Origin of the sequence: Pontibacter oryzae (assembly GCF_003576375.1) — a bacterium.
GTDB lineage: Bacteria > Bacteroidota > Bacteroidia > Cytophagales > Hymenobacteraceae > Pontibacter > Pontibacter oryzae.
Map to the genome: position 1 here is coordinate 190,897 of NZ_QWGE01000006.1, position 23,272 is coordinate 214,168.

General features: G+C 49.3%; 22 protein-coding genes. 9 read left to right on the forward strand and 13 right to left on the reverse strand.

Going from position 1 to position 23,272, the window contains the following annotated elements; genetic code table 11:
• Nucleotides 1–50: 50 nt before the first annotated feature.
• From D1627_RS17155 to murI, 6 genes are all read right to left on the reverse strand, one after another.
• Nucleotides 51–644: a 4Fe-4S binding protein gene (locus D1627_RS17155; RefSeq protein WP_233555684.1), complete on the reverse strand. Its 594-nt coding sequence runs from the start codon at nucleotides 642–644 to the stop codon at nucleotides 51–53.
• A 91-nt stretch (nucleotides 645–735) separates the two neighbouring features.
• Nucleotides 736–1,839: a complex I subunit 1/NuoH family protein gene (locus D1627_RS17160; protein ID WP_119433503.1), complete on the reverse strand. Its 1,104-nt coding sequence runs from the start codon at nucleotides 1,837–1,839 to the stop codon at nucleotides 736–738.
• 155 nt (nucleotides 1,840–1,994) lie between these two features.
• Nucleotides 1,995–2,753, reverse strand: coding sequence for a type I methionyl aminopeptidase (gene map / locus D1627_RS17165; RefSeq protein ID WP_119433504.1), 759 nt, complete (start codon nucleotides 2,751–2,753; stop codon nucleotides 1,995–1,997).
• Nucleotides 2,754–2,764: 11 nt separating this feature from the next.
• Nucleotides 2,765–3,952 (reverse strand): glutathionylspermidine synthase family protein, encoded by a 1,188-nt coding sequence (locus tag D1627_RS17170; protein WP_119433505.1) that lies wholly within the window; start codon nucleotides 3,950–3,952, stop codon nucleotides 2,765–2,767.
• 14 nt (nucleotides 3,953–3,966) lie between these two features.
• Nucleotides 3,967–4,515, reverse strand: a complete 549-nt coding sequence (locus D1627_RS17175; protein ID WP_119433506.1) for a hypothetical protein — start codon at nucleotides 4,513–4,515, stop codon at nucleotides 3,967–3,969.
• 174 nt (nucleotides 4,516–4,689) lie between these two features.
• The gene (gene murI, locus D1627_RS17180) at nucleotides 4,690–5,505 is read right to left on the reverse strand and encodes a glutamate racemase (RefSeq protein ID WP_119433507.1); all 816 of its coding nucleotides are present in this window, start codon (nucleotides 5,503–5,505) and stop codon (nucleotides 4,690–4,692) included.
• A 348-nt stretch (nucleotides 5,506–5,853) separates the two neighbouring features.
• Between murI and D1627_RS17185 the strand changes: the two genes are divergently transcribed.
• The 3 genes from D1627_RS17185 (at nucleotide 5,854) to D1627_RS17195 (ending at nucleotide 8,827) form a co-directional block, all read left to right on the forward strand.
• The gene (locus D1627_RS17185; RefSeq protein ID WP_119433559.1) at nucleotides 5,854–6,357 is read left to right on the forward strand and encodes an RDD family protein; all 504 of its coding nucleotides are present in this window, start codon (nucleotides 5,854–5,856) and stop codon (nucleotides 6,355–6,357) included.
• Nucleotides 6,358–6,445: 88 nt separating this feature from the next.
• Nucleotides 6,446–6,835, forward strand: a complete 390-nt coding sequence (locus D1627_RS17190; RefSeq protein ID WP_119433508.1) for an SPW repeat protein — start codon at nucleotides 6,446–6,448, stop codon at nucleotides 6,833–6,835.
• Between the two features lie 111 nt (nucleotides 6,836–6,946).
• The gene (locus D1627_RS17195) at nucleotides 6,947–8,827 is read left to right on the forward strand and encodes an ABC-F family ATP-binding cassette domain-containing protein (protein ID WP_119433509.1); all 1,881 of its coding nucleotides are present in this window, start codon (nucleotides 6,947–6,949) and stop codon (nucleotides 8,825–8,827) included.
• A gap of 68 nt (nucleotides 8,828–8,895) precedes the next feature.
• Here D1627_RS17195 and D1627_RS17200 read toward each other — a convergent pair whose 3' ends face one another.
• Both D1627_RS17200 and D1627_RS17205 read right to left on the reverse strand, forming a co-directional pair.
• On the reverse strand, nucleotides 8,896–10,014 hold the full coding sequence (locus D1627_RS17200) for a hypothetical protein (RefSeq protein WP_233555685.1): 1,119 nt from the start codon (nucleotides 10,012–10,014) through the stop codon (nucleotides 8,896–8,898).
• Nucleotides 10,015–10,105: 91 nt separating this feature from the next.
• Nucleotides 10,106–11,140, reverse strand: coding sequence for a sulfatase-like hydrolase/transferase (locus D1627_RS17205; RefSeq protein ID WP_233555686.1), 1,035 nt, complete (start codon nucleotides 11,138–11,140; stop codon nucleotides 10,106–10,108).
• A gap of 228 nt (nucleotides 11,141–11,368) precedes the next feature.
• Here D1627_RS17205 and D1627_RS18385 point away from each other — a divergent pair, with 228 nt between their 5' ends.
• Both D1627_RS18385 and D1627_RS17210 read left to right on the forward strand, forming a co-directional pair.
• On the forward strand, nucleotides 11,369–11,512 hold the full coding sequence (locus D1627_RS18385) for a hypothetical protein (protein WP_158607213.1): 144 nt from the start codon (nucleotides 11,369–11,371) through the stop codon (nucleotides 11,510–11,512).
• A 128-nt stretch (nucleotides 11,513–11,640) separates the two neighbouring features.
• On the forward strand, nucleotides 11,641–12,384 hold the full coding sequence (locus tag D1627_RS17210) for a phenylalanine 4-monooxygenase (protein ID WP_119433562.1): 744 nt from the start codon (nucleotides 11,641–11,643) through the stop codon (nucleotides 12,382–12,384).
• Nucleotides 12,385–12,455: 71 nt separating this feature from the next.
• Here the strand turns inward: D1627_RS17210 and D1627_RS17215 are convergent, their stop codons facing one another.
• The 3 genes from D1627_RS17215 to D1627_RS17225 form a co-directional block, all read right to left on the reverse strand.
• Nucleotides 12,456–13,136 (reverse strand): hypothetical protein, encoded by a 681-nt coding sequence (locus D1627_RS17215; RefSeq protein ID WP_119433510.1) that lies wholly within the window; start codon nucleotides 13,134–13,136, stop codon nucleotides 12,456–12,458.
• Between the two features lie 239 nt (nucleotides 13,137–13,375).
• Nucleotides 13,376–14,488, reverse strand: a complete 1,113-nt coding sequence (locus D1627_RS17220) for a CaiB/BaiF CoA transferase family protein (protein ID WP_233555687.1) — start codon at nucleotides 14,486–14,488, stop codon at nucleotides 13,376–13,378.
• A 41-nt stretch (nucleotides 14,489–14,529) separates the two neighbouring features.
• Entirely contained in the window at nucleotides 14,530–15,288 is a 759-nt protein-coding gene (locus tag D1627_RS17225) for a YebC/PmpR family DNA-binding transcriptional regulator (protein ID WP_119433511.1), read from the reverse strand.
• A gap of 640 nt (nucleotides 15,289–15,928) precedes the next feature.
• On the opposite strand from D1627_RS17225, the gene D1627_RS17230 reads away from it, so the two are divergent.
• The 4 genes from D1627_RS17230 to D1627_RS17245 all read left to right on the forward strand — a co-directional run bounded on the left by D1627_RS17230 (nucleotide 15,929) and on the right by D1627_RS17245 (nucleotide 21,577).
• Nucleotides 15,929–17,371 carry a DEAD/DEAH box helicase gene (locus D1627_RS17230; RefSeq protein ID WP_394342586.1) on the forward strand — a complete coding sequence of 481 codons (1,443 nt, stop codon included), beginning with the start codon at nucleotides 15,929–15,931 and terminating at the stop codon, nucleotides 17,369–17,371.
• An 8-nt stretch (nucleotides 17,372–17,379) separates the two neighbouring features.
• On the forward strand, nucleotides 17,380–17,991 hold the full coding sequence (gene pncA, locus D1627_RS17235) for a bifunctional nicotinamidase/pyrazinamidase (protein WP_119433513.1): 612 nt from the start codon (nucleotides 17,380–17,382) through the stop codon (nucleotides 17,989–17,991).
• A gap of 318 nt (nucleotides 17,992–18,309) precedes the next feature.
• The gene (locus tag D1627_RS17240) at nucleotides 18,310–20,778 is read left to right on the forward strand and encodes an outer membrane beta-barrel family protein (protein WP_119433514.1); all 2,469 of its coding nucleotides are present in this window, start codon (nucleotides 18,310–18,312) and stop codon (nucleotides 20,776–20,778) included.
• A 70-nt stretch (nucleotides 20,779–20,848) separates the two neighbouring features.
• Nucleotides 20,849–21,577, forward strand: coding sequence for an HNH endonuclease (locus D1627_RS17245; protein WP_119433515.1), 729 nt, complete (start codon nucleotides 20,849–20,851; stop codon nucleotides 21,575–21,577).
• Between the two features lie 9 nt (nucleotides 21,578–21,586).
• Here the strand turns inward: D1627_RS17245 and D1627_RS17250 are convergent, their stop codons facing one another.
• Complete coding sequence (locus D1627_RS17250; protein WP_119433516.1) at nucleotides 21,587–22,522, reverse strand: 1,4-dihydroxy-2-naphthoate polyprenyltransferase; 936 nt, start codon at nucleotides 22,520–22,522, stop codon at nucleotides 21,587–21,589.
• 88 nt (nucleotides 22,523–22,610) lie between these two features.
• A complete protein-coding gene (locus D1627_RS17255) occupies nucleotides 22,611–23,222 on the reverse strand; it encodes a glutathione peroxidase (RefSeq protein ID WP_317125222.1) in 612 nt (203 codons plus the stop codon).
• Nucleotides 23,223–23,272: the final 50 nt, after the last annotated feature.

Here is a 23,272-nt window from a genome sequence, read left to right on the forward strand (position 1 = left end):
GACTTTTTAAACACAAAGTGGTGCTTTCAACAATACATTAATATAAACTGTCACCCCTTCTTCCTTGCGGCCAACGCCGCGGCTTTGGCGGCTGCCATTTCCTCCTGCTGTTTGGCGAAAAGCTGTTTCTTCTCTTCGGCCTGCTCCGGGCTTAGGTCGGTGAAGTGGTATACCATGTTTTTGATGTCTACTTCCGAGAAATCGTACACGGGTGTCATGGTGAGGCAGTCGGTAGGGCAAACGGTGGTGCAGAGGCCACAGTAGCAGCACTTGGCCATGTCTATGTCGAAGGTTGGCGCGTACAGGCGTTTTTTGGTGCCGTCGGAGGTCGTGCCGATGTCTTCGGTGGCTTTCACTGAGTCGATGGTGATGCAATTTACCGGGCAGATCTTGGCGCAAAGGTCGCAGACAATGCAGTCGTCTATCTCGTTGTGCAGGCGGTAACGGCCGTTATCAGGCACAGGAATAGCCTCGTACGGATACTTGAGCGTCACCAGGCCATCGTCCTGTTTAAAGTAATTCGCATCCGACACATACTCTGGCGTGCGGCGCTTGTTGGCTTTCCGGAAGTGGCTCCAAGTCAGCCGCAGCCCGCTCAGCAGCGACTTTACGACGTACCAGAAACCGGTTGTATCTTTTTTCACTTCGTTCGGGTTAGAATGTCAGAAAGTTAAAAAGTTAGAAGGTCATTTGTTCAACTTTATACCTTTCTAACCTTTTAACTTTCTAACCTGATTATATCATTAACATCCGCCAGATGCCGGCCACCAGCACCACTGCTAGGGCAACAGGCGTGAGTACTTTCCAGCACAGGTGCATGAGCTGGTCCGCGCGCAGGCGCGGATACGTCCAGCGGAGTTGCAGCTGTAGAAACAAAAGTATAAACGTTTTGCTCAGCAGCCAGAAAATCCCCCAAAGTATACCGGAGAGCTCGCCTACGGTACCGCTTGTCCAGTAGGCCAGCGCCACTGGACCTATGTTTGGCAAAGGCGTGTTCCAGCTGCCTAGGAAAAGTATGACTGCCACCAGGCACACCAGCACCATCATACTATACTCGGCCAGAAACAGCACGGCAAACCGGAAACCGGAGTACTCCACATGGAAACCCGCCACCAACTCCGACTCAGCTTCCGGTATGTCGAATGGGGCACGGTTGCTTTCGGCCAGCGAGGCGATAAAGTAAATCACAAAGCTCACCAGAAGTATAGGTGCCCGGAAAATGTTCCAGGTGGTAATGCCACCAATGGTAGTGGTGTTGATGCCAAGTTCCCGAATACCGAACAGCCAGTTCATGTCGTACTCCATCCCCGGAAACTGGTTCATCAAAGCGCCCTGCTGGTAACTTATCTCCTGAAAATCAAGCGACTGGCAAACCATGACAGCGGAAAGTATGGCCAACCCGGCCGGAATCTCATACGACACGATCTGTGCTACCGAGCGCATCGCGCCCAGCATGGCATACTTATTATTAGAGCCCCAGCCCGCCATCAGCAGCCCCACCACATCCAAAGACACCACGGCCAGCAGGTAAAACACGCCAATGCCAATGCCCGCCGGAACCAATGATGGTGCGAACGGGATAACGGCAAAGCCGGCAAACACAGCGGCAAAGATCAGGATGGGCGCCAGCTTAAACAGCTTTTTATCGGCAGCGGCAGGTATAATATCTTCCTTCTGCAGCAGCTTCAGCACGTCGGCCATGACCTGCAGCGAGCCCTGCGGCCCCGCCTCGGTAGGCCCCATGCGGTCTTGCATAAAAGCGGCTACCTTGCGCTCGGCATAAGCCAGCACAATCACTACTCCCAGCAAGGCACCTAATGTTAGCAGAAAAGCAAGCATAACGATTATTTTGTTACCCCAAAGGTAGGGCAAACTGTAGTTAATTAAGAATTCTGAATTAAGAATTATGCAGGCAGGGCTTGATGAAAACAAAATCCCGATATCTTTTTCTTATAAGATATCGGGATAAACCTATTCATGTGCTCTACAAAATCTTAAATCCCATTTTCCTTCGTCAGGATAATCGGCTCCCCGTCTGTTATAAGTATAGTGTGCTCATGCTGCGCCACATAGCCGCCTTTTTCGGCAACTAGCGTCCAGCCGTCACCTTTTTCGTGCGTATAGCTGCCTTTGGTAGAGATGAAAGTCTCTACGGCCACCACGCTGTTTTTGCGAAACCGCTGCGTATTGTCTTTGTCGTAGAAGTTCGGGATTTCAGTTGGCGCCTCATGCAGGCTTCTGCCTACTCCGTGACCCACCAGGTCTTTGATTACTTTAAAGCCGTTCTTTTTAGCTTCCTGCTCAATGGTACGACCTATTTCTGCTATTTTCTTGCCGCCCTTAACTTCTTTTAGTGCTTTGTGCAGGGCCGTTACAGAGACTTCAATTAGCTTGCTTAGCCCACGTATGTCTTCACCAAGTATAAATGAACCACCGTTATCAGCGTAAAAGCCATTTAACTCCGCAGACATATCAATATTAACTAAATCACCTTCTTTCAAGACGGTGTCTTCGGAAGGAATACCATGCGCAGCCTCGTTGTTGACGCTGATACAAGTATAACCAGGAAAATCGTACTCCGATTTAGGCGCAGATTTGGCTCCAAACTCTTCCAGTATTTTATTGCCGTACTCATCCAGCTCTTTAGTAGTGATACCTACACGAGTGTACTCTCGCATTTTTCGGAGCGTAATGGCAACGGCTTCACTTACTTTCATTATCCCTTGCAGGTCTGCTTCTGATTCTACTATCATGTTCTTTTGTTTTACACTATCTCCTCCACCAAATGCGGCACAAACTGCGACAGGTTAGTGATGATGCCTTTTTCTCTTCTGTAACCGATGGCACAGCCTTCTCCGGCCCAGAATACGCCAGCCTGGTACTGGTAACCTTTATCGTCTTCGGGCAGCTCGACCCAGCGCTGGTACACCTGCTGCTGCCCGTCATACTCGCCAGCTATTTTTGTTACCGACACGCGGTCCACTACTTCTATGCTTTGCCCCTCGCGGCCAAAGTATGGCTTGCGAATGTATTTGCCGGTGATGGGCGAAAGGTCAGTTTCTAAAAGCAAAGGATGGTACGGGTACGCTTTCCAGAGCCAGGCCAGCATTCCTTTGCTCTGAAACAACAAGGTATAAGCCGGGTTAGCAACCATTACTGTGCGGGTAGCGGCAAGTTTTGTGAGACTCTCGCAAAGCTCAGGCTCCTCCCAGGCAATTTGCTCCCAAGGCAAGAGTTTAAACAGAAACGGAAACTGCCGCCACTGCTCCTGCTCTACCTGTGCCCAAACGCCCCGCTCAGCCCCCTCCGTAGATACCACCATATCCTCTGCGGCACACAAATGCGGCTCGAAACCGGCTTCTGTAGCGGCCTGTGCCATTACAGCGCAATTCGCCTCATCTTCAGCACTGCCGCCCATATAAGTTAACAGCAGCGCGGGAGCCAGGTCGTCGTTGAGCATGCGCCAGCTACGGAGCTGCTCCACCAGGGCTTCGTACAGGCCAGAATATTGCTTTGCATCGTTTTTACCTGCCGCAGCCAGGCTTGCCCATTGCACCACGGCCGTTTCCGGTATCGAGGTGGCAGTGTCGGCGTTAAATTCCAGAAGCTTCGGCCCCTCCGGTGTCTGCACCAGGTCGAAGCGGCCATACAGGTGCCAATGCCTGTCGTCGTTCCACGACTGGCGCACCAGTTCCCAGAGGTTTTCAGGAATGCCCAGCACGTTCAGGAATTCATCCGGAAGTGTATCCGGGATGGCATTCACCATCATCTCGTAGAGCGTACCAGCAGCTTCCAGTAGGGCATCTGCCTCTTGCTCGGGCAGCAGCACCGCCTCGCCGGGCACATAATTGGCACAGCCATCTTCCACGCACCACTCCCAGCCTAGGCCACGCACAGCGGCTTCCACGTTGCCGGTATGCGGCGCTACGCGGATTGTATTTTTATTCTGCATGAAATCTTCTTGGTTTAAGCTCCTGCGCCGCCGCTGCGCCCCCTAAAGAAGCCTCGTCTGCCAGAGTTTGGCGCAGTGCGCTGTTGCCGGTAGGTTTGCACATTCTGGCGCCAGGCAGCGGTGTTGTTCATCAGGCCGGGGTTGGCATAGTAACCGGGGCGTGGCGCCATCGTACGGCCGGCCATATAACCCATTGCGCTCCACCATAACACGTTGCCCATACCAAAACCACCTTGCTGGTACGTTTGCCTGTTATCAGACAGCGCTTTCATCTGGTTGTCCAGTTCCAAGCCTTGCAGGGTGTCTACGCGCCCGTCGCTATACTTTAAAATGGCCATACTTTTGCCAGGAGCCGTAGTTTGCTCATCGGTTATCTTCCACTGGTCTGGCGCCTCTTCCGTCAATTCGGTGATAATGCCATCCGGCACAGTAGCTTCTTCCCCAGCGTTCCACTCCTCATTTTGGTTATTAGACCCGCAACCAGTGAGGCCCATGCATGCAGCAGCGGCCACAATAAACGCGTTGCGCTTCAGATCGCCTATGGTCAGGTATTTCTTTTTCATCAGGATGAATACTTAAGTATAACTTAAAGATAAGCTTTTTACGCGGAAGCCCCGAAACCGATTGGTTTTAAACTACCCAGCAAGTTTAGCTGCCACAGGTCTTTTCCAGTCAATGAAAGTATAAACTATCGCAACAGCAGCAGCCAAAATCACTTTCTAACTCTCTAACTCCCTTTACTCCCACAGCGGATAGTGTTCCAGGTGCACTTGCCGCTTAAAGAAGATGCGGGTGCTTTCCTCGAAAGAGCGTGTAAAGTCGGATACGTAGAAATGGTGGTCGCCTTTCAGAGTTTCGGCGGACAGGCTGTTTTGCTCCAGGTAATTTTTAACATGTTGGGCCACAATCTGGCTGGCGTCCAGCACATCTACCTTGCCTTCGTAGTACTGCTCTATCTGCTTTTTGATGAGCGGATAATGCGTGCAGCCAAGTATAAGCGCCTCGATGCCCTGCAGGTGCGGGTCGGAGAGATACGCGTTAATGACGCTTTCGGAAATAGTATCGTTAAAAAAGCCTTCCTCTATCATGGCGGCCAACAGCGGCGTAGCCAAAGATTTCAGGTCGATGTTCTGGTCCAGTTCGTCCACTTTTTTGCGGTACACATTGGAGTTCACGGTTTGCTTGGTCCCGATCAGCCCGATGGTTTTGTTGGGGTATGTTTTGCCAATGTACTGCACAATCGGGTCGATAACATTCAGCACCTTAGCCTTGCTGCCCACATATTCCTTCACCAGCTCATAGGCCGCCGCCGAAGCCGAGTTGCAGGCAATAAGTATAACCTTGCACTGCTGGCGTATCAGCAAATCGCAGATCTTTACGGCATAAGCCTGTATCGCCGCCGTGGATTTATCGCCGTAAGGCAAATGGGCTGTGTCGCCGAAGTAAACAATGCGCTCGTTTGGCAGCACATTCACAATAGCCTGAGCCACAGTAAGCCCGCCGATACCGCTGTCGAATATCCCGATGGGTTGGTTTATCTTATTCTGAATCATAATGCAGCGAAAATAGCTAAAAGCAAGGCAACTGATGCGTTCACCCTTGGATTTAATGCGTCCGCTAATTTTTGTAACCTTTTTGAATTAACATCTACAACAAAAAGTTACATTCATAACAGACACGATTATATAAAATGGAAACTTAAATTAATTTTTTAAAAGTATTTGTTGATTAAAAACAAATTTTTACTTTTATATACTTTCTGCTCCACAAGGCTTTACAGCTCAACCTAGCCCTAGGTTCGCCTCTTACGATGAACACTCTTGTTTCCTGGTAAGCCAATTTTTGTTTACCAAGCCAGTGTAACAAGCTGTTTCCTGCAAACATTTTTAAACCCTATCATTATGCAAACAGCTTATACTTTACCAAACGCTCCAACTATCCGGCGCTCTGCTTTATATGGCAGCCTGCCTGCACGCCTGGTTGCTTTTCTGGTGGATACAACCCTCATTATCTTCTCGTATACTTTTGTATTATACGGCATGAGTTCCTCGCCAGAGCAGCTATATACCTGGAAAAACGTATCACAGCAAAGCTTCAACCTCACAGAGATGCTTGTGGTTATCAAAATGATTTTCCTGAACCCATACCTACCTATCATCCACTGGGCATACTATACTATATTGGAGTCATCGGAGAAACAGGCTACCGTTGGCAAGTTTACATTAGGGCTTAAAGTAACCGACCTACGTGGCCGCCGCATTACGTTTCTTCAGGCCAACATGCGCTACCTCTTTAAGCTGGCCTCCGCGGCACTGCTGATGCTGGGCTTTTTCCTGATGCTAACCTCGCGCCGCAGCCAAATGCTGCACGATTACTTGGCGCGCGCACTGGTGGTTTCAGAATAGCCATTCACTCAAAAATTGCACTACTTTTTCACGTTTTCGGGCTTCAGCCGTATACACTCTCTGAAAACAAACTTGAAAGGAGGGAACTATGCGATTTATTCCAACCCGTTTCCACGGGGTTTTAGACTATGTTGTGGGGCTCATATTCATACTTGCCCCCTGGTTATTTGGCTTCTCTGACGTAGGTGCCGCCACCTGGACGATTGTAGCCGCTGGTATTATAGTTTTGGTTCAGACGGTCTTCACTGATTTTGAGGTAGGCCTCGTTCATAAGATCCCGATGCGCACGCACCTGATGCTGGATTTTGTGCTCGGCCTCATACTTGCGTTCTCACCATGGATCTTTAGTTTTGATGAAAGGGTATTTATGCCGCACTTAGTGGGTGGAGTATTCGCCATACTTGCATCCATAACCACGCACCGCGTACCCAGCCATAATTACACTCGCATCCATGCCACCCAAAGGACCAAACATTAATTAGATAACACATGGCAAAAAGGCTGACCTACTTATAGGCCAGCCTTTTTGTTTTTCGTGGCCACTTGTATTAAATTATCTTTTGTGTCGGCACATCACTAACTTTGCTACATGAATTACCTATCAGCAGAAAATATATCTAAAAGCTTTGGCGATCGCTGGCTTTTCAAGAACCTTAACTTTGGCATCAGCCAGGGCCAGCGTGTGGTATTGGTGGGCGTAAACGGCTCCGGTAAAACCACTTTGCTTAACGTGCTGGCCGGCAAGTTACCGCCAGACAGCGGCAGCGTGAGCGTGCGCAAAGAGATCAGCATTGGTTACCTGGGCCAAAACCCCGAGTTTGATGAGGAACTTACCGTGCAGCAGACCATCTTCGCCATGCAGAACGAAACCCTTGAGCTGATACAGGCTTATGAGAAAGCAATCGAGGACCCTAACACCAGCGCAGAGAAGATGCAGCACCTTATGGAACGCATGGACGAGCGCCAGGCCTGGGACTTTGAGGTAAAGGTAAAACAGATTCTCTCCAAACTGGGCATCAACAACCTTGATGTGCAGATCAAAAGCCTATCGGGTGGGCAGCGCAAGCGTGTAGCCATGGCCCGCGTGCTGATTGAGGAGCCAAGCATGCTGATTCTGGATGAGCCTACCAACCACCTCGACCTGGATACCATTGAGTGGTTGGAAGGATTTTTGGGCACCCAGAACACGACCCTGCTCATGGTTACGCACGACCGCTATTTCCTGGACAAAGTAGCCAACGAGATTGCCGAGCTCGACAACGGCGAGATTTATACCTATAAAGGCAACTACAGCTACTTCCTCGAGAAAAAGGCAGATAGAGAGCAATCGGAGGCGGCGGAAACCGAGAAAGCCCGCAACCTCATGCGCAAAGAGCTTGACTGGATACGCCGCCAGCCAAAAGCCCGAGGCACTAAAGCAAAGTATAGAGTGGATGCCTTTGAGGAATTAAAGGAGAAAGCCGCTAAGAAAACTGCTGGGCCGCAACTAGAGCTATCGGTTAAAACAACCCGCCAGGGAGGCAAAATCATCGAAGTAGACCACATCTCAAAGGCATTTGGGCCCAAAAAGATTGTGAACGACTTTAGCTATGTGTTCAAGAAAAAGGACCGCATTGGCATTGTAGGCCCGAACGGAGCCGGAAAATCCACGTTCCTTAACATGCTGACCGGCAAACTGCAGCCCGACTCCGGTATGGTTGATGCCGGCCAAACCACGGTTTTCGGCTACTATACCCAGGACGAACTGACCTTTAAGGACGACCAGCGCGTAATAGATATCGTAAAGGAGATTGCTGAGGTAGTAGAGATGGCCAACGGCGAGGTGATCACGGCAAGCCAGTTTCTGCAGCACTTCCAGTTTGCGCCGCCACAGCAGTATACCTTTGTAAGCAAGCTAAGCGGTGGAGAGAAGCGCCGCCTGCAGCTGCTGCGCGTGCTCATCAAGAACCCGAACTTCCTTATACTCGATGAGCCTACCAACGACCTGGACATCATTACTCTAAACATACTAGAGGATTTCCTGCTGAACTTTGGCGGGTGCTTACTTATTGTAAGCCACGACCGCTACTTTATGGATAGGCTGGTAGAGCACCTGTTTGTTTTTGAGGGCGACGGGCAGATCCGTAACTTCCCGGGCAACTACTCTGATTACCGTGAGTGGCAGAAGGATCAGGAGAAAATTCAGCAGGAAGAGGTGAAAGCCGCACCGGCACCCGTTGCAGAGAAAAAGCAGGAGCCACAGCCAAGCCAAAAGCGCAAGGCTACTTTTAACGAGAAGCAGGAGTATGAGCGCCTCGAAAAGGAAATAGCCCAGATGGAAAAACGCAAGTCAGAGATTGTGGAAACCATGAACAGCAACACTTTAACCGATCATGAAGAACTGACTGCCCTGGCCAGAGAACTGGAAAGTATAAACGAGCAGCTCGAGGAAAAGGAATTCCGTTGGCTGGAGCTAGCCGAACTGATGTAGCATTTGCAACTAATAAAAGTAACAAAGGCTGGCAGGTTATACCTGCCAGCCTTTGTTTTTTTAAGGCGCTAGTCTAATCCTTTAATAATCACGCTCCGCTTTTCGTTTTGCCCACCCATGCGCACTATTTTTCGTTCAAAATCTTTGGGGTCGTTGATGGTTTCGTAAAATTCGTCCAGAAATTTAAGGGTGCGCTTACGATATTTTCTATCGAGCAACTCGCACTCTAAGTACACCGCGTAAATAGCTGTTTTGCGGTTGTTAAAGTATGGCACTAACTCTTGGTAAACCGCATCAGGGAAGGTATAGCCCCTGAAGAGGCGCTGCCGTACCGAGGTAATCCCGATCTCAGGAGGCGGTTTGGCATAAGGCGGCATCACAATACCGGTATAGTCAAAATCGTAAGGTATGGGCACGGGCCTGCTTCCGGTGTGTAAGTATAAAAGCCTAATGTTGTGCCTAAAAGGCACCGACCAATCTGTATTGCCAATCATGTACTGAAACAGGGCCAACTTTGCCATGGCGCGGTCATCGGTAGCATCCATCCGGATAACCAACTCATCGGCCAAAATCACGCCTTTGCTCCGCTCCGCCAGGTCATCCTCGTCTTCGATCAGAAATGCATACATATGCTCATCGCTTTTCCTGCCTTCGCTATCCTGGTACATTACTTTGCAGAGACGCACCCTAAAACTGTAATCTGAAAGCATGTTGTATAGCTTGTACACAAGGTATTCCCGGATAACATACTTCTCGCTGTTGCAGTGCGTAACTAGCTTTACCTTGTTGGCACCTGCAAAAACGGTATGCATTACTTTGGTTTTAGGGAAATTGAGCAAGAGCGGCGGAAAATCGCACACGCTGGGGTCGCGGCGGTGCTTGCCTCTCACCCTCACTTTTAGCGCTACGGTTATTGCCTCTCCTGCGTTAGATCTGTAATGTATTGTAGCCGGATGGTAGTTACGTTCATCATCACGGTCTTTTAGAAGCGTTTTCATGTTTGCGTGCAATGTAAACTCCAGCAACTCATCCGAGCCAAATAGTTCTTTGGCTTCAGCTGGTTGGCCTATACCTGCACTTATCGGATTGCTGATTGCTTGCCTGTGCGTAGGCTGCACGGCCATACCTATACTGGCCATCCATAAGAAAGCAAATACAATAAGTGCCGATTTTATACATGTAGCCATAGCCTCTTGCCCGAGAAACTGTTCGGGCCTCTCCCCCTCTCTACTTCTTCCATTGGCTACCTGCTTACATAATTTTTAATGCACGGTAGTATTATTGACTGGGCAGCAACAAGGTATCTGCCTCGATGCGTTTTAAGGCTTTCTTAGAGAACAGGTCTAAGATGATTTGCCCTTCCGACTGCTCCATCCGAAAGCCGAGCATAGGTGCGATGGTACTGGGTATATCAACCAGAGAGTACTGGTCTGTAATTATGGCTCCTTTCTTAAAATCCGGGCCTATTGCCAGCAAACTGATGTGCCGACAGCCCTCGCAGTCATCGCCATGATCTATCCAACCGCCATCCACCGTATCGAGGTGGCGGCCATGATCGTTGGTAACCAATAACGTGGTTTTTTTACGGTAGTGCTTGTCTTTCCGCAGGAAGTCCCATAGCTGCTTTACATACCTGTCGGAGCGGGAAATGCCGCGCAGGTAATATTCCCAGTTGCCTGCATGTGCGTAGCCATCCGGCTCCATAAAGTTGATAAACACCAAATTAGGGTGGTTAGCAGACATTATTCTTTTTGCTTCCAGCAGCGTGAGCGAGTCGGCGCGGTAGCCTGTGCCCGGCCCGTTTACACCGCAATTTGTGGATGGCTGATACTTATTTTGCCATATGCTATCGGTGGTGTTCGCCAGTATGTTCAGTTTATCTTTACTGGTGATGAGCCACGCTGCCGTAGCCGGCTTGCCTGTTTTCTTGAGCCAGTATTGCAGAACGGAGGGATGCGCAGGCAATTCTGCACCATAATTGTCGATGGGTTGCCTTACACCCGTTGTTATGGCCGTATGCCCAGCGTTTGTGTACGTATAACCTTCGTTCATGAAACTGCTGAAGTATACGCCCTTGGGCCGTAGCTTGGTAGCCATGTTTGGAACAAGGCCGGGTGTATTGCCCCAGCTTTCGGAGTAGCGCGGGCCATCAATCACCACAACTACAATGTTTTGCGTGCGTAGAGGCTTAATTTTGGCACCTGTACGCGGCGTGGCGCAACCTGTAAGCATAAAGCCCACTAGCAAGCAGAACCAGGTGTAAAAGCCGGCACCTGTGCGTTTCGGGTCGGTAATTTTTAGACTGTAAATCAATTTATTATATGGCAGGTTATTTTTGTATACGAGGCACAAGGTCTTTTAGCTAAAAACAAGGCACTTAATAAACTGATCACCAACGCGCTACATAACCAAAAACCTCCAGGCGCATTGCTCCCTTGGGCAGGAATCCAAGTGTGGCTTTTCATAAAAACATGGTAAAAAGGCAAAACAATTTTTGCTTTTGTCGTATAAGTTTTCATTCTTGCAAACAGAAGATACCAAATGCATAACCCGACAGCCATAGCGACCACACTTTCCCAGCCAACTTCCCTTGGCATGGCGCTGCTGTCTTCTGCTTATTCTTATTGCCTGAGCGTGTATAGCTATTACAGCTATTATTATCGCTATTACCGCATCCGCAGCTAAGGCAATCACCAAAACCATTTTCAGTACCACGGGATAAATTCCCGCTACCGGTGAACCTGCCAAAGCAGCGGCTCAAGCCCCTGCTTTTTTCTTTTTATACCGATTTTAAAATATCAAAACATAAAGCAATGAACCTGAAACAAAACTACAGCTCATACACAGAAGAAAACCACAACGTTTGGTCTATCCTTTTCGACCGCCAGATTGAAAACCTGCCCGACAAAGCGATACCGGAGTTTCTGGATGGCCTTAAGAAAGTTGGCTTTACGCGTGAGCGCATCCCGAACTTCGATGATGTGAACAAAAAGATAAAGCCAATTACTGGCTTTGAGGTGGTGGCCGCCCCAGGAATTGTGGATGATGCCTTGTTCTTCCAGCTAATCGCCAACAAGCAATTCCCGGCCACGGTTTGGGTGCGCCGCATGGACCAGCTCGATTACCTGGAAGAGCCGGACATGTTCCATGATGTGTTTGGGCATGTGCCGCTGCTCACCATCCCGGTTTACTGCGATTTCCTGGCCAAGCTGTCGGCCATGGCTCTCGAGCACATTGATAGGCCTGATATTATTGACCGCCTAACTCGCATTTACTGGTATACAATTGAGTTTGGACTGTTTAGGAAGCCGGGCGAGAAAGCTAAGATTTACGGGGCTGGTATACTTTCATCCGTTGGCGAGAGTAAGCTGTCGGTGTCTGATGAGAGCGTAAAGTATGATTTTGACGTGCAGCACATCCTGGATACGTCTTACATCAAAGAAACCTTCCAGAGCCAGTACTTCTGCATCGAGAGCTTTGAGCAGTTGTTGCATAGCCTGCCGCAGGTGCACGACGCTATACAAAAGCTGCGCGAAGAGCCTATAGCGAGCTGCTAAGCCAATATATAAACAAATGAGATTTGTTTGAGTTGAGAAGAAAAGGCCGGAGTTAATTCCGGCCTTTTTGTTTAGTGCGTAAGCTCATGGCTCACCTGGAACCCAAGTTTTCGGGGTTTGGAAAGGTGCATGTTCTCGAGTTTCTGCTTCAGGGTGATGCGTTCTATGTCGCTCACGTCCTGGCCCATCAGGTCGTTGTTAACGGATGCAACCATGGCACTCTCCACGATGACACGCAGCACCTTGTCGTTCAGCTCGTTCTTAGCGAAATCAGTTATCTTATCGAATGGCAGGTCCAGCTGCTTTACACCCTCAATGCAAAAATGATTTTCGATGTTAATGAGCATGCGGCCCACCAGGTAACCCGGGTCATCGAGGCGGTTATACTTAATAGTATCAGCCATAAAGTTATAGGCCATGATGTGCCCGAAAAAGCGCCTCCGGAAATCCTCTTCCACATACTCGCTGCGCATTATCTCGTAATCGTCCGGGAAGGTGATAACATTGGTATGCATCACAAATACCAGCAGGTCACCGGAAAACTTAATCTGGAACTCGTGTTCGCTCACGCTGCGGTACTCCATCTCTACATCGGCATCCTGCTGCGATACGCGCTCCGTAAGCTCTACCACCAACTGCTGCGAAATCTGCTTCATCCGCTCAAAGGTTTCCTTAGTATTGCGGTAAATCACCTGTTTTGTTCTGGACTTGTGGTGCAGCCCGTTTATAATATCATCTAATCTATTTTCCATAGTTTTGTACAGTCTTGGTTTGCTTCTCAGCTTCTGTTTTTACAGCACTTTACCACACTTTGTTTAGCTCAGGCCTAATTCATGCGTGTTTTTTGTGAGCTGGCAGCGGCAGGCTTATACTTTGCGACGCCCTGATTTTTTAAAAACAAAGCATTATACCAATCATATTTTCGATGCCAAAACCTATCGCTGCTGCATACACGCTTTCACTGCTCGGGTTCCCTATTGAGCCATACTGATTATACTTTGCCCGGATAAGTTGGCGGCGGTGTTAACTTCTGCTTTTCGTGGCCCGCTAGTGCAAAAGCAATCTGGCGCAATCCTGGTTTTGCGCCCTCACGCTGCAACAGCATTTCTTGGGCCTGCGTCAAGGCAAAAACCTCCGGTATGGTATGAACAGCTCCGGCGGGTACATGCTGGGCATGCAAGCGCCTTAGTAAACCCTCTCGCTCCTCCCTGGCAATTAGGTTGGCCAACAGGCTGTTTATTTCATGGCGGTGCAGTACCCGGGCTGTATTGTTGCTAAATCTGGAATCATCAGCTAATTCTTCGACCTGAAGTATGGCGCACAGCCTCCTGAACTGCCTGTCGTCGCCGATGGCCAATACCATTTGTTTGCCGCAATGGCAGGTAAAAACAGAGCCATAAGGAACGATATTAGGATGCTCCGAGCCCATTCGCTGCGGTTCGTGGCCCGCCACAAGGTAATTGGTAGCCTGGTTTGCCAGCGCCGACACAGCAGCCTGCAACAGCGACACCTGCACTAGCTGGCCTTGGCCGGTCTGCTGCCTTTGCAGCAACGCCACCAGCAGTCCTTCCTTAAGTTGGTGTGCCGTCAGGATATCCATAAGGGCCACGGGCATTTTAACGGGTGGCCCGTTAGGTTCCCCATTCAGGTGCATAAAGCCGCTTTCTGCCTGCACCACGGCATCGTATCCTGCCCGGCTATCATCTGGCCCGTAGCCAGTAATGTGGCCATAAATCAAGGCTGGGTTTATACTTTTCAGTGTAGCGTAATCCACCTGCAGCTTTTCGGCATCACCGGGCTTATAGCTGGCAATTACCATATCGGCTTGTTTTATCAAACTGTAGAGTTCCTGTAAGTCTGCTGGCTGCGTCAGGTTTAGGGCTAGCGAGGTTTTGCCCCAATTAGCAGCGCAAAAGTACGCTGGCGTATCGGTGTCGGCAGGCTCCGTACGCAGCTTCCAGGTGCGTGTAACATCGCCATGGGTGGCGGTATTCTCTATTTTGAGCACACGGGCGCCTAACTCAGCAAAGAACTGCCCTACGCTTGGCCCCGCCAGCACACTGGCCAGCTCCAGTACCAGCATCTCCTTAAAAACCGTTTGCATCTTATACTTACTTGTAATTTATACTTAGCGCCACACTTGGCCTACTGGTTCAGTTCAGCCATTACCTCGTCGCTAAGCTCCAGGGTATGGTATACTTGCTGCACATCATCGTCATCTTCCAAGGCATCAATTAAGTGTAGGATTTTGCGCAGGGTATCGGGGTCATCCACGCGCACGGTAGTTTGAGGCAGTCGCTGCAACTCGGCACTCTCCAAATCCAGGTGAAGAGCCTCGACTTTTTTCTGCACTGTGCCAAAATCCTCCATTACGCTATAGATGGTCATATAATCCTCCTCAAACTCCACCTCTTCCGCCCCACCATCGGCTAGTTGCAACAGCAGTTCGTCTTCGTCTATCGGTTCTTCGGGGTTACGACGTACCGTAAACACCCCTTTCCGATCGAAGAGGTACTCCACGGAGCCGCTTGTGCCCAGGCTGCCGCCGCTTTTGTTAAACATGGTGCGGAGGTTTTGCACAGTGCGGTTTATGTTATCGGTGAGGCACCCTACGAAAACGGCTACACCGCTGGGGCCATATCCTTCGTAAGTTACCTGGCTGTACTCTCCGGCATCGCTGCCCTCGCCTTTGGAGATGGCTCGCTCAATATTGTCTTTGGGCATGTTGGCGGCCTTGCTCGTTTGGATGGCCAGGCGCAGGCGCGGATTTGCATCAGGGTCGGCTCCGCCTTCTTTCACGGCTACTGTTATCTCCTTAATCAGTTTGGTAAATATTTTGGATCGCTTGGCGTCGAGAGCTCCTTTCTTGCGCTTGATCTGCGACCATTTGTTATGTCCTGCCATAGATACATATGTATTTCTGGGTTGAAAAACGTTGGGCCAAAGCCTTAGAACAAATTAAAAGAAATTTAGCCAGAAGGCATAAAAAGAGCGGCTCCGCCTAAGGCGAAGCCGCTCCAACTTGCGTGTCGTATATCGGTAATGCGCTGTTATTACAGCAGCATAAAGATGGCATTGATAATGTTCAATCCTAACAGCAGAAAGAAGTTAGGAGACTCTTGTATAACTTTTTTCATGGCTATATTTATAAATTTATATATAGTTTTTATACCTATTTTAAAATGAAGTTCAAGGTTATGTACGCCATCCCTCAAACAATGTTGCAGTATTCCATTATAATACTTTCAAATATTAATAGATATTAATATTTGAATTGTTAAGATCGGATTTTAAAACAGGATTTTGCGGAGCTACAACCCCTGATATGTTTAATTTTACTAAGAAAAGCATATTACCCAACTACACTAACCATCCAAATTTTAACAAAGATAATACATAATCAAGAATAATTGAAAGATTCAATGAAAATTCATCAGAAAAAAAGCATCTTATATCCGTACTTATATTTGTAGTATCTTTACTCTGCAAAAGCGGCTGATGGATAAAAGATGGCCGCCATGTAGTAACCCAAAATTGAGAAACATTGGACTTCCATTCTTTTAACCTACACGAAGACGTACTGACTGGTATCGATTCGATGGGCTATAACAAGCCCACACCCGTGCAGGAGCAGGCAATTCCGCTGATCCTGGAGCAAAAAGACCTGATAGCCTGCGCCCAAACGGGTACGGGCAAAACCGCCGCTTACCTGCTTCCGCTTATCGACCGTATTTCTAACGGAGGATACGAGCACACCAGCACCCTGATTCTAGTACCAACCCGCGAGCTTGCCAAGCAAATTGATGAGCAGGTTGAAGGCTTCGGTTATTTTGCCTCGGTTAGTTCTATCGCTATTTATGGCGGTAACAAAGGCGATGACTGGGAACAGCAAAAGCGCGCCCTGACAACTGGTGCCGATATAATCATCGCTACGCCGGGCCGTTTGCTCTCGCACATGGCTATGGGCTACGTAAAGCTTGACCAACTGAACCACCTGGTGCTGGACGAGGCAGACAAGATGTTGGACATGGGCTTTATGGATGACCTGATCAAGATCATCAGCCAATTGCCTAAGGAGCGCCAAACTCTTCTGTTCTCGGCCACGATGCCACGCAAGATCCGGGACCTGGCACAACAGATACTTCAATCCCCGTCGGAGGTGAACCTGGCTATCTCTAAGCCGGCAGAAGGCATTGACCAGCGTTTCTACCTGACTTACGACAACCAGAAACTTCCATTGCTGGAGCATCTGCTGCGCGAACTCGATGTGCAAAGTATGATCATCTTTACATCGCGCAAGTCAAACGTGAGCCAGATCGTGCGTTCGCTCAAGAAAATGGGTTTCACGGCAGAGGGCATCTCTTCCGACATGACCCAGGACGAACGCGAGAAAGCATTACAAGGCTTCAAGAACAAGCAGTACCAGATTGTAGTAGCCACCGATATTCTCTCCAGAGGTATCGATATTGACAGCCTAAGCCACGTGGTAAACTTTGATATGCCACAGGATGCTGAGGATTATGTGCACCGTGTAGGCCGCACCGCACGCGCCGCATCTACAGGTATGGCTATTACTTTTGTGAACGAAAAGGATATGTACCGGGTGCAAAAGGTTGAGCGCCTGATTGAGCGTGAGTTGCCAAAACTGCCACTTCCAGAAGACTTTGGCCCTGGCCCGGCATATGACCCAACCCGTAGAGACGGTGGAAGCCATAGGCAACGTGGTGGCAACAAGCCTGGCAGCGGTAGCAGACCTTCCTCCGGAGACAGATCGAGAGGCCGAGGTGGGCGAAACCGCAGCAAAGGAGGCGATCCAGACCGTCCAAAAGTTGCCGCAAACCCAACGGCGCAGGCTAACCCGGTAAATGCCGAAGGACAGCCGGCCCCGCGGCCTAAGAAGCGCAACAACAGAAACAGGAACCGTAAGCGCAACGGCGATGGTGGCGGCAACCCGGCAGCCAGTGCCCCGGCCACCTCACCAGAATAAAAACAACCATGCGTGCCTTACTGCTAATCGATATTCAGAACGACTTTTTGCCCGGAGGCTCGCTGGCCGTGCCTGAGGGTGATGCCATACTTCCGGTAGTGAATGCACTGCAGGAGAAGTTTGAGTTGGTGGTAGCTACACAGGACTGGCACCCGCCCCAACACAAAAGCTTTGCCTCTAACCATACGGGCATGAATGTGTTTGAGGTAATTGACCTTAATGGCATGCCGCAAGTGCTTTGGCCTGAACACTGTGTGCAGGGCACGATGGGAGCAGCCTTTTCCGATGAGTTGAAGCAGAACCGCATCGAGGCGATATTCAGGAAAGGCACTGACCTGGAGATTGACAGCTACAGTGGCTTTTACGATAACGGCCACCTGAAAAGCACTGCCATGGCAGACTACCTGCGTGGCAAAGGGGTTACTGAAGTATACCTGTGTGGCCTTGCCGCCGATTACTGTGTTTACTTTTCTGCCAAAGATGCTTTAGACGAGGGGTTTAAAGTATACTTTATCGAGGATGCAACCCGTGCAATAGATCAGGAAAACTATAAGCAGGCCAAAACAGATCTGCTGCAACGCGGTGCCCATATCATCCACAGCCAAAGTATAACATTATAGTAATCAATTAATTACAGAAAAGACCTCTCTGTTAGCAGGGAGGCCTTTTCTATTTGTACTTATGTATTGGTGGTGCAGCAACCATCCGCATTTATACTTAAATAAGTGTTTAGCCATTAGGATGTTCTGATTCCTATAATCATACTTTGTATTAAATTATTATCTTGCTAACCTAATCGGCCGAAAGGTCTTTTAGTTTCCGGAGATCTGTTTCAGGTTGATGAATAGAGGGAAAGGGTAGTGCATGCCTGGGTAATCTGAACGTAACGCTATGGCGCTACTCGGATATTTGCGTGCTTCTTAACCTAACCTTCATACATGAAACAAACGATTCTTCTGGCCTTGTGCCTATTCGCTCATGCCCTGGCTTTTGCGCAAGCGCCTGCAACGCCTACCGGCGGCTCCTTGAAAGGCATTGTGGCAGATTCTACAAGTAACTCCCCCATTGGTTATGTAACTGTTATCGTGAGCCTACCTGACAAAGACGAGCCCCTTAAAAGTACGTTTTCGCAGGATAACGGCAGCTTTGAGATTAACGGGCTGCCGCTGGGCAAGTATAAACTCATCCTAAGCTTTGTAGGATACAAGCCTTATAAAATGGATTTGCCCGAGCTCACTGCCTCAAACGCCTCTGTAAATCTGGGTACGCTAAAACTGGCTGGCTCTTCGAAGCAACTGCAGGAAGTTGAGGTCACTACCGAGCAAATGCTGATAACCCAGGACGTGGACAAGATCGGGTACAACGTAGCCATAGACCCCGAGGCCAAAACCATGACCGCCCTGGACATGATGCGCAAAGTGCCGATGCTGAGCCTGGATACCGAAGACAATATCAAACTGAATGGCAGCAGCAGCTACAGAGTGCTGGTAAACGGCAAGAACTCTACCCTCTTCGCCCGCAGCCCTAAAGACGTGCTTCGCAGCATGCCAGCCAGCACCATTAAGCGCATCGAGGTAATCACGGACCCGCCTGCCAAGTATGATGCAGAGGGTGTTGGCGGTATTATCAACATCATCACTACTGATGCTCCGCAAAACGGCTACAATGGCAGCGTATCGGGCGGCGTTGGTAATATCGGCAATCAGTATGGCTCCGTTAACCTTACTGCCAAAACAGGCAAACTAGGCTTTTCTGGTTACCTGGGCGGCAGCCACTGGCCAAGCCCAGCCAGCAATTCCGACTACAGGCGCTCCGACCAGACAACCGGCACCCTACTGCAACTCGGCACGGAAACCAGCGAGGGCTACTACACCTACTCTTCCGGTGAGTTGAGTTACGAGATAGACACGCTAAATTTGATTGCTGTAAAGTATGATTACAACATAGGCACCAACGAGTCAAGGTTTAGGCAGCGTGTAACCGAAACAGGCTTGAATGGCAATGTACGCCGTGACTTTAACCGCAATAATAATAACGATTCGGGCTGGGGTGGCTTAGAGGCCAGCCTAGATTATCAGCATACCTTTAAGCGCAATAAAAGCCAACTATTTACTCTTTCTTATAAGATCGGGGATGGCCGGAACGATTCGGAGTCGGACATTGCGTTTGAGAATATACAGGGCTACAACGGCACGCCAGGCACGCGCACGCAAAATGCAGGAATTTCAGTAGAGCAGACTTACCAGGCCGACTATGTCCACCCGTTTAAGAAGCACTCCCTGGAGGTAGGTGCCAAAAGTATACTTCGGGATATTGAAAGCGACTATTTTTACCGCGACTATAATCCGGAAACCGAAACTTATGTAGAAGTGCCTTCACTCACAAACCGCTTCGATTACAACCAGAACATCTACGCGGCTTATACATCGGTGAGTTTGCGTTACGACAAATGGGGTGTGCGTCTGGGTACGCGCCTGGAGCAGACCTCAGTTGACGCGAATTTCCAGGATGCCGGCACTGTGGAAACTCCCGATTACTTTAACCTCATCCCGAGCGTGTCTGTTAACCGAACATTCAAAAACATGTCGAGCCTGAAAGTATCGTATACGCAGCGGATTGAGCGCCCAAGCCTATACTACCTGAACCCATACGTAGACCGAACCAACGAAAAGAGTATATCTTTTGGTAACCCGAAACTAGAAGCGGCCACCAGCCATGTTTTAAGCCTGGCCCATAGCTTCTTCAAAGGCAGCAACTCTATTAACAGCACCCTAACCCATGCCTTTACCAACAACGCCATCCAGAACTATACTTTGTTTAACCCCGCCGACTCGGTTACGAGCACCACGTATGGCAACATTGGCAAGAACGCTACCACCACGCTATCGCTGAACGGTAACGCCACTTTGTTCAAGAACCTGAGCATGAGCCTGAACGGGTCTTTGTCTTACAATCAGCTTAGCGGCAACATAGCTGGTCGCGACTTGAAAAACTCTGGCGTTAGTGGCTACATGTATAGTTACCTGAGTTATAAGTTCGAGAAAAACTGGCGCGTTAGTACAAACCTCGGATATTACGGCCCAAGAGTATTGCTACAGGGCAAATCAAACGCGCAGTTCTGGAACGGCATGTCGGTGAGCAAAAGCTTCCTGAAGGATGAGAAGGCCAGCTTCTCGCTTTCGTTGCAGAGCCCGTTTGCCCGAACCAGGAACTATGCCCGCAGCATTTCCGGCGCTAACTTCAACGAGGAATCCGATTACGTTTATGTGGCGCGCCGCATAAACATCGGCTTCAGCTACAAGTTCGGCAAACTGAAAGAAGACATCAAACGCACTAAGCGCGGCATCAAAAACGACGACCTTAAAGGCGGCGGTGATAGCAATAGCGGCGGAGGCAATGGTAATTAATAAATAGCTTTAACTCCAAAGGCCCCGGTCAGTTTATACTTGCACGGGCCTTTGAGTTTTAATTATACTTATGCCATCAGTATTAACATGTGCGCAGTGGTGTGAAATCCTGCTTAACAAGGAGATAACCCTGCAGTTCGACCTTTCGATATTTCAAGCTCTTTACAGCTTCCCTGGGCACAAAGCTCCGGCTAGCCAGATTGGGCGCATACTTGGCTATTCTGGCAAATATTCCGCGAGCCCATTAAACCTTGAGATTGGGCGATATGCTAAGCGTATAGCCAAATACTATGATGTTGATTTCAGTATACGCTCTAACAGGGAGTATAAATACTGGGACTTATTTTTTGATGGATGGAACGAAGAACCACTATTTATTTGGCAATTAAAGCCTGAACTAAAGGCTGCACTTGAGAGGACAGATCTGACAGGAGAAATATTCTACCCAGAGGAGATCCGGAAAAATTTGCAAGAAGTGCTAACCGAGGGCCTTCAAAAAACAATCGTAGTAAACTCTTATGAACGGAACCCCGAAGCACGGCGAAGGTGCATCGATTTTTGGAAGCCCGTTTGCTCGGTTTGCTCCTTTGATTTTGAGAAAACCTATGGAGACATTGGCAAAGGGTTTATACATGTTCATCATGTAACACCACTATCAGACATCAAAAAGGTTTATCAAGTAGACCCGGTTAATGATCTAAGGCCAGTTTGCCCAAATTGCCACGCCATGCTGCACAAAACAGACCCGCCATTTACAGTAGAGCAACTCAAATCCATATTAGACCTGCGGCATATCTGAAAGATAACTCTATACCACCTGCCCCAGCCCAAACAGCAGTACAAATAGCAAGGTTGTCAGGGCCATTTGCTTGAGGTATGGATCGAGTTCTCTGGAGGTTTGCTTGCGCCATACGTTTAGCGCGTTTACTAGCAGCAGCGGCAGGGCAAGTATAAACAGGAACTGCCACAGCGATTGGAAGGTGAGCAACACATAGGCAAAGGCACTGGCTACGCCGCCAAGCAGCAAAAGTATGTGGTAAACACGCGCGCGTTTCGGGCCCAGCCGAACGGGTATGGAGCGCTTGCCCGCCAGCGTATCGGAGTTGATATCGCGAATGTTGTTTACGTTGAGCACGGCCGTCGAGAAAAAGCCGCAAACCAGCGCAGGAAGTATAACCACGGGTTGCAGCGCCTGCGCCTGCAGGAAATAGGTGCCCAGTACACCAACCAAGCCAAAGAACACGAACACGAAAATATCGCCTAGCCCGGCATAGCCATACGGTTTATCGCCGGCAGTATAGCTGATAGCCGCCCAGATAGAAGCCAAGCCAAGGCCCAGGAACACCAGCGAAAGCAGCATGCCATTGGTGCCAAAGGCAACCCAGAGCAATAGCAGCCCGGATACCAGCGAGAGCAGGCTAAATACCAGCATCCCCTTCTTCATGTGCTCTGCCTGTATGTGCCCGGCCTGCACGGCACGCATTGGCCCTTCGCGGTGCACGCTGTCTGCGCCGTGCTTGGAGTCGCCGTAGTCGTTGGCCAGGTTCGAGAGGATCTGCAGAAAGAGTGTGGTAAGCACGCAAAGGCCAACCACCGTGGCATCGAACACGCCGTTCGCGGCAGCCATAAAGCCGCCCATGCCAATGCAGGAGAGCGCCAGTGGTAAAGTGCGTGGCCTAAAAGCCGAAATCCAGGCTTGAACCAAGCCTGGATTCTGAGTTGATGTGTGTTCTGAAGTTGTCAAATTTAACGCAAATACAATGTTCTAGTAAAAGCTAACTTTTGGCGCAAATCTGTGCTTATACCCTTGTGAGCTTAGAACTAGCTAAATACTATTTATTAATTGCGGCCAACACTTCCTCGTCCATCGGTTTAACCTTAGACGGGAAGAAGGCAACCACCTGCCCCTGTTCGTTTACAAGGTATTTACAGAAGTTCCAGTTTGGGGCCTCGTGGTTCGGCGCATTTTTCTCCAGCCATACATACAGTGGATGTGTATCGTCGCCGGACACAGATATCTTCTCGAAAATCGGGAAACTCACGCCATAGTTTTTCTGGCAGAAAGAAGCAATGTCTTCGTTGGAACCCGGCTCTTGCCCGCCAAAGTTATTGGCCGGGAAGCCCAGCACAAGTACATCGTTTCCGTGGGCTTCACGCAGTTTCTGCAAGTCTTCGTACTGGTAAGTATAGCCGCACTCCGAGGCTGTGTTCACCAGCAGTACTTTTTTGCCTTTGTACTCCGAGAAGTCTACGTCCTTTCCATCTAGGGATTTCATTCGGAAGCCGTAAAAGTCGCTGGTTAATGCGTTCGGGTTTGAGGTTGTTTCTGTTGCCATAGTTTCTGTTTTAAGGTTAGCGCCTGTACCCTGCTGGCAAGCCACAGCCATACTTAGCAGGCTCAGCAGAAAGGTTGCTTGCAGTATGTTTCTAAACGTTTTAAGCATGTATACCATAAAATTGCCGACGGGTTGGCATAATGAAAGTACAACCGCTG

Excerpts from the sequence above, each read along its gene's own strand:
- D1627_RS17160 (WP_119433503.1), bottom strand. The coding sequence starts at position 1,839 with ATGCTTGCTTTTCTGCTAACATTAGGTGCCTTGCTGGGAGTAGTGATT.
- map (WP_119433504.1), bottom strand. The coding sequence starts at position 2,753 with ATGATAGTAGAATCAGAAGCAGACCTGCAAGGGATAATGAAAGTAAGT.
- D1627_RS17170 (WP_119433505.1), bottom strand. The coding sequence starts at position 3,952 with ATGCAGAATAAAAATACAATCCGCGTAGCGCCGCATACCGGCAACGTG.
- D1627_RS17175 (WP_119433506.1), bottom strand. The coding sequence starts at position 4,515 with ATGAAAAAGAAATACCTGACCATAGGCGATCTGAAGCGCAACGCGTTT.
- murI (WP_119433507.1), bottom strand. The coding sequence starts at position 5,505 with ATGATTCAGAATAAGATAAACCAACCCATCGGGATATTCGACAGCGGT.
- D1627_RS17185 (WP_119433559.1), top strand. The coding sequence starts at position 5,854 with ATGCAAACAGCTTATACTTTACCAAACGCTCCAACTATCCGGCGCTCT.
- D1627_RS17190 (WP_119433508.1), top strand. The coding sequence starts at position 6,446 with ATGCGATTTATTCCAACCCGTTTCCACGGGGTTTTAGACTATGTTGTG.
- D1627_RS17195 (WP_119433509.1), top strand. The coding sequence starts at position 6,947 with ATGAATTACCTATCAGCAGAAAATATATCTAAAAGCTTTGGCGATCGC.
- D1627_RS17200 (WP_233555685.1), bottom strand. The coding sequence starts at position 10,014 with ATGGCTACATGTATAAAATCGGCACTTATTGTATTTGCTTTCTTATGG.
- D1627_RS18385 (WP_158607213.1), top strand. The coding sequence starts at position 11,369 with ATGCATAACCCGACAGCCATAGCGACCACACTTTCCCAGCCAACTTCC.
- D1627_RS17210 (WP_119433562.1), top strand. The coding sequence starts at position 11,641 with ATGAACCTGAAACAAAACTACAGCTCATACACAGAAGAAAACCACAAC.
- D1627_RS17215 (WP_119433510.1), bottom strand. The coding sequence starts at position 13,136 with ATGGAAAATAGATTAGATGATATTATAAACGGGCTGCACCACAAGTCC.
- D1627_RS17220 (WP_233555687.1), bottom strand. The coding sequence starts at position 14,488 with ATGCAAACGGTTTTTAAGGAGATGCTGGTACTGGAGCTGGCCAGTGTG.
- D1627_RS17225 (WP_119433511.1), bottom strand. The coding sequence starts at position 15,288 with ATGGCAGGACATAACAAATGGTCGCAGATCAAGCGCAAGAAAGGAGCT.
- pncA (WP_119433513.1), top strand. The coding sequence starts at position 17,380 with ATGCGTGCCTTACTGCTAATCGATATTCAGAACGACTTTTTGCCCGGA.
- D1627_RS17240 (WP_119433514.1), top strand. The coding sequence starts at position 18,310 with ATGAAACAAACGATTCTTCTGGCCTTGTGCCTATTCGCTCATGCCCTG.
- D1627_RS17245 (WP_119433515.1), top strand. The coding sequence starts at position 20,849 with ATGCCATCAGTATTAACATGTGCGCAGTGGTGTGAAATCCTGCTTAAC.
- D1627_RS17255 (WP_317125222.1), bottom strand. The coding sequence starts at position 23,222 with ATGCTTAAAACGTTTAGAAACATACTGCAAGCAACCTTTCTGCTGAGC.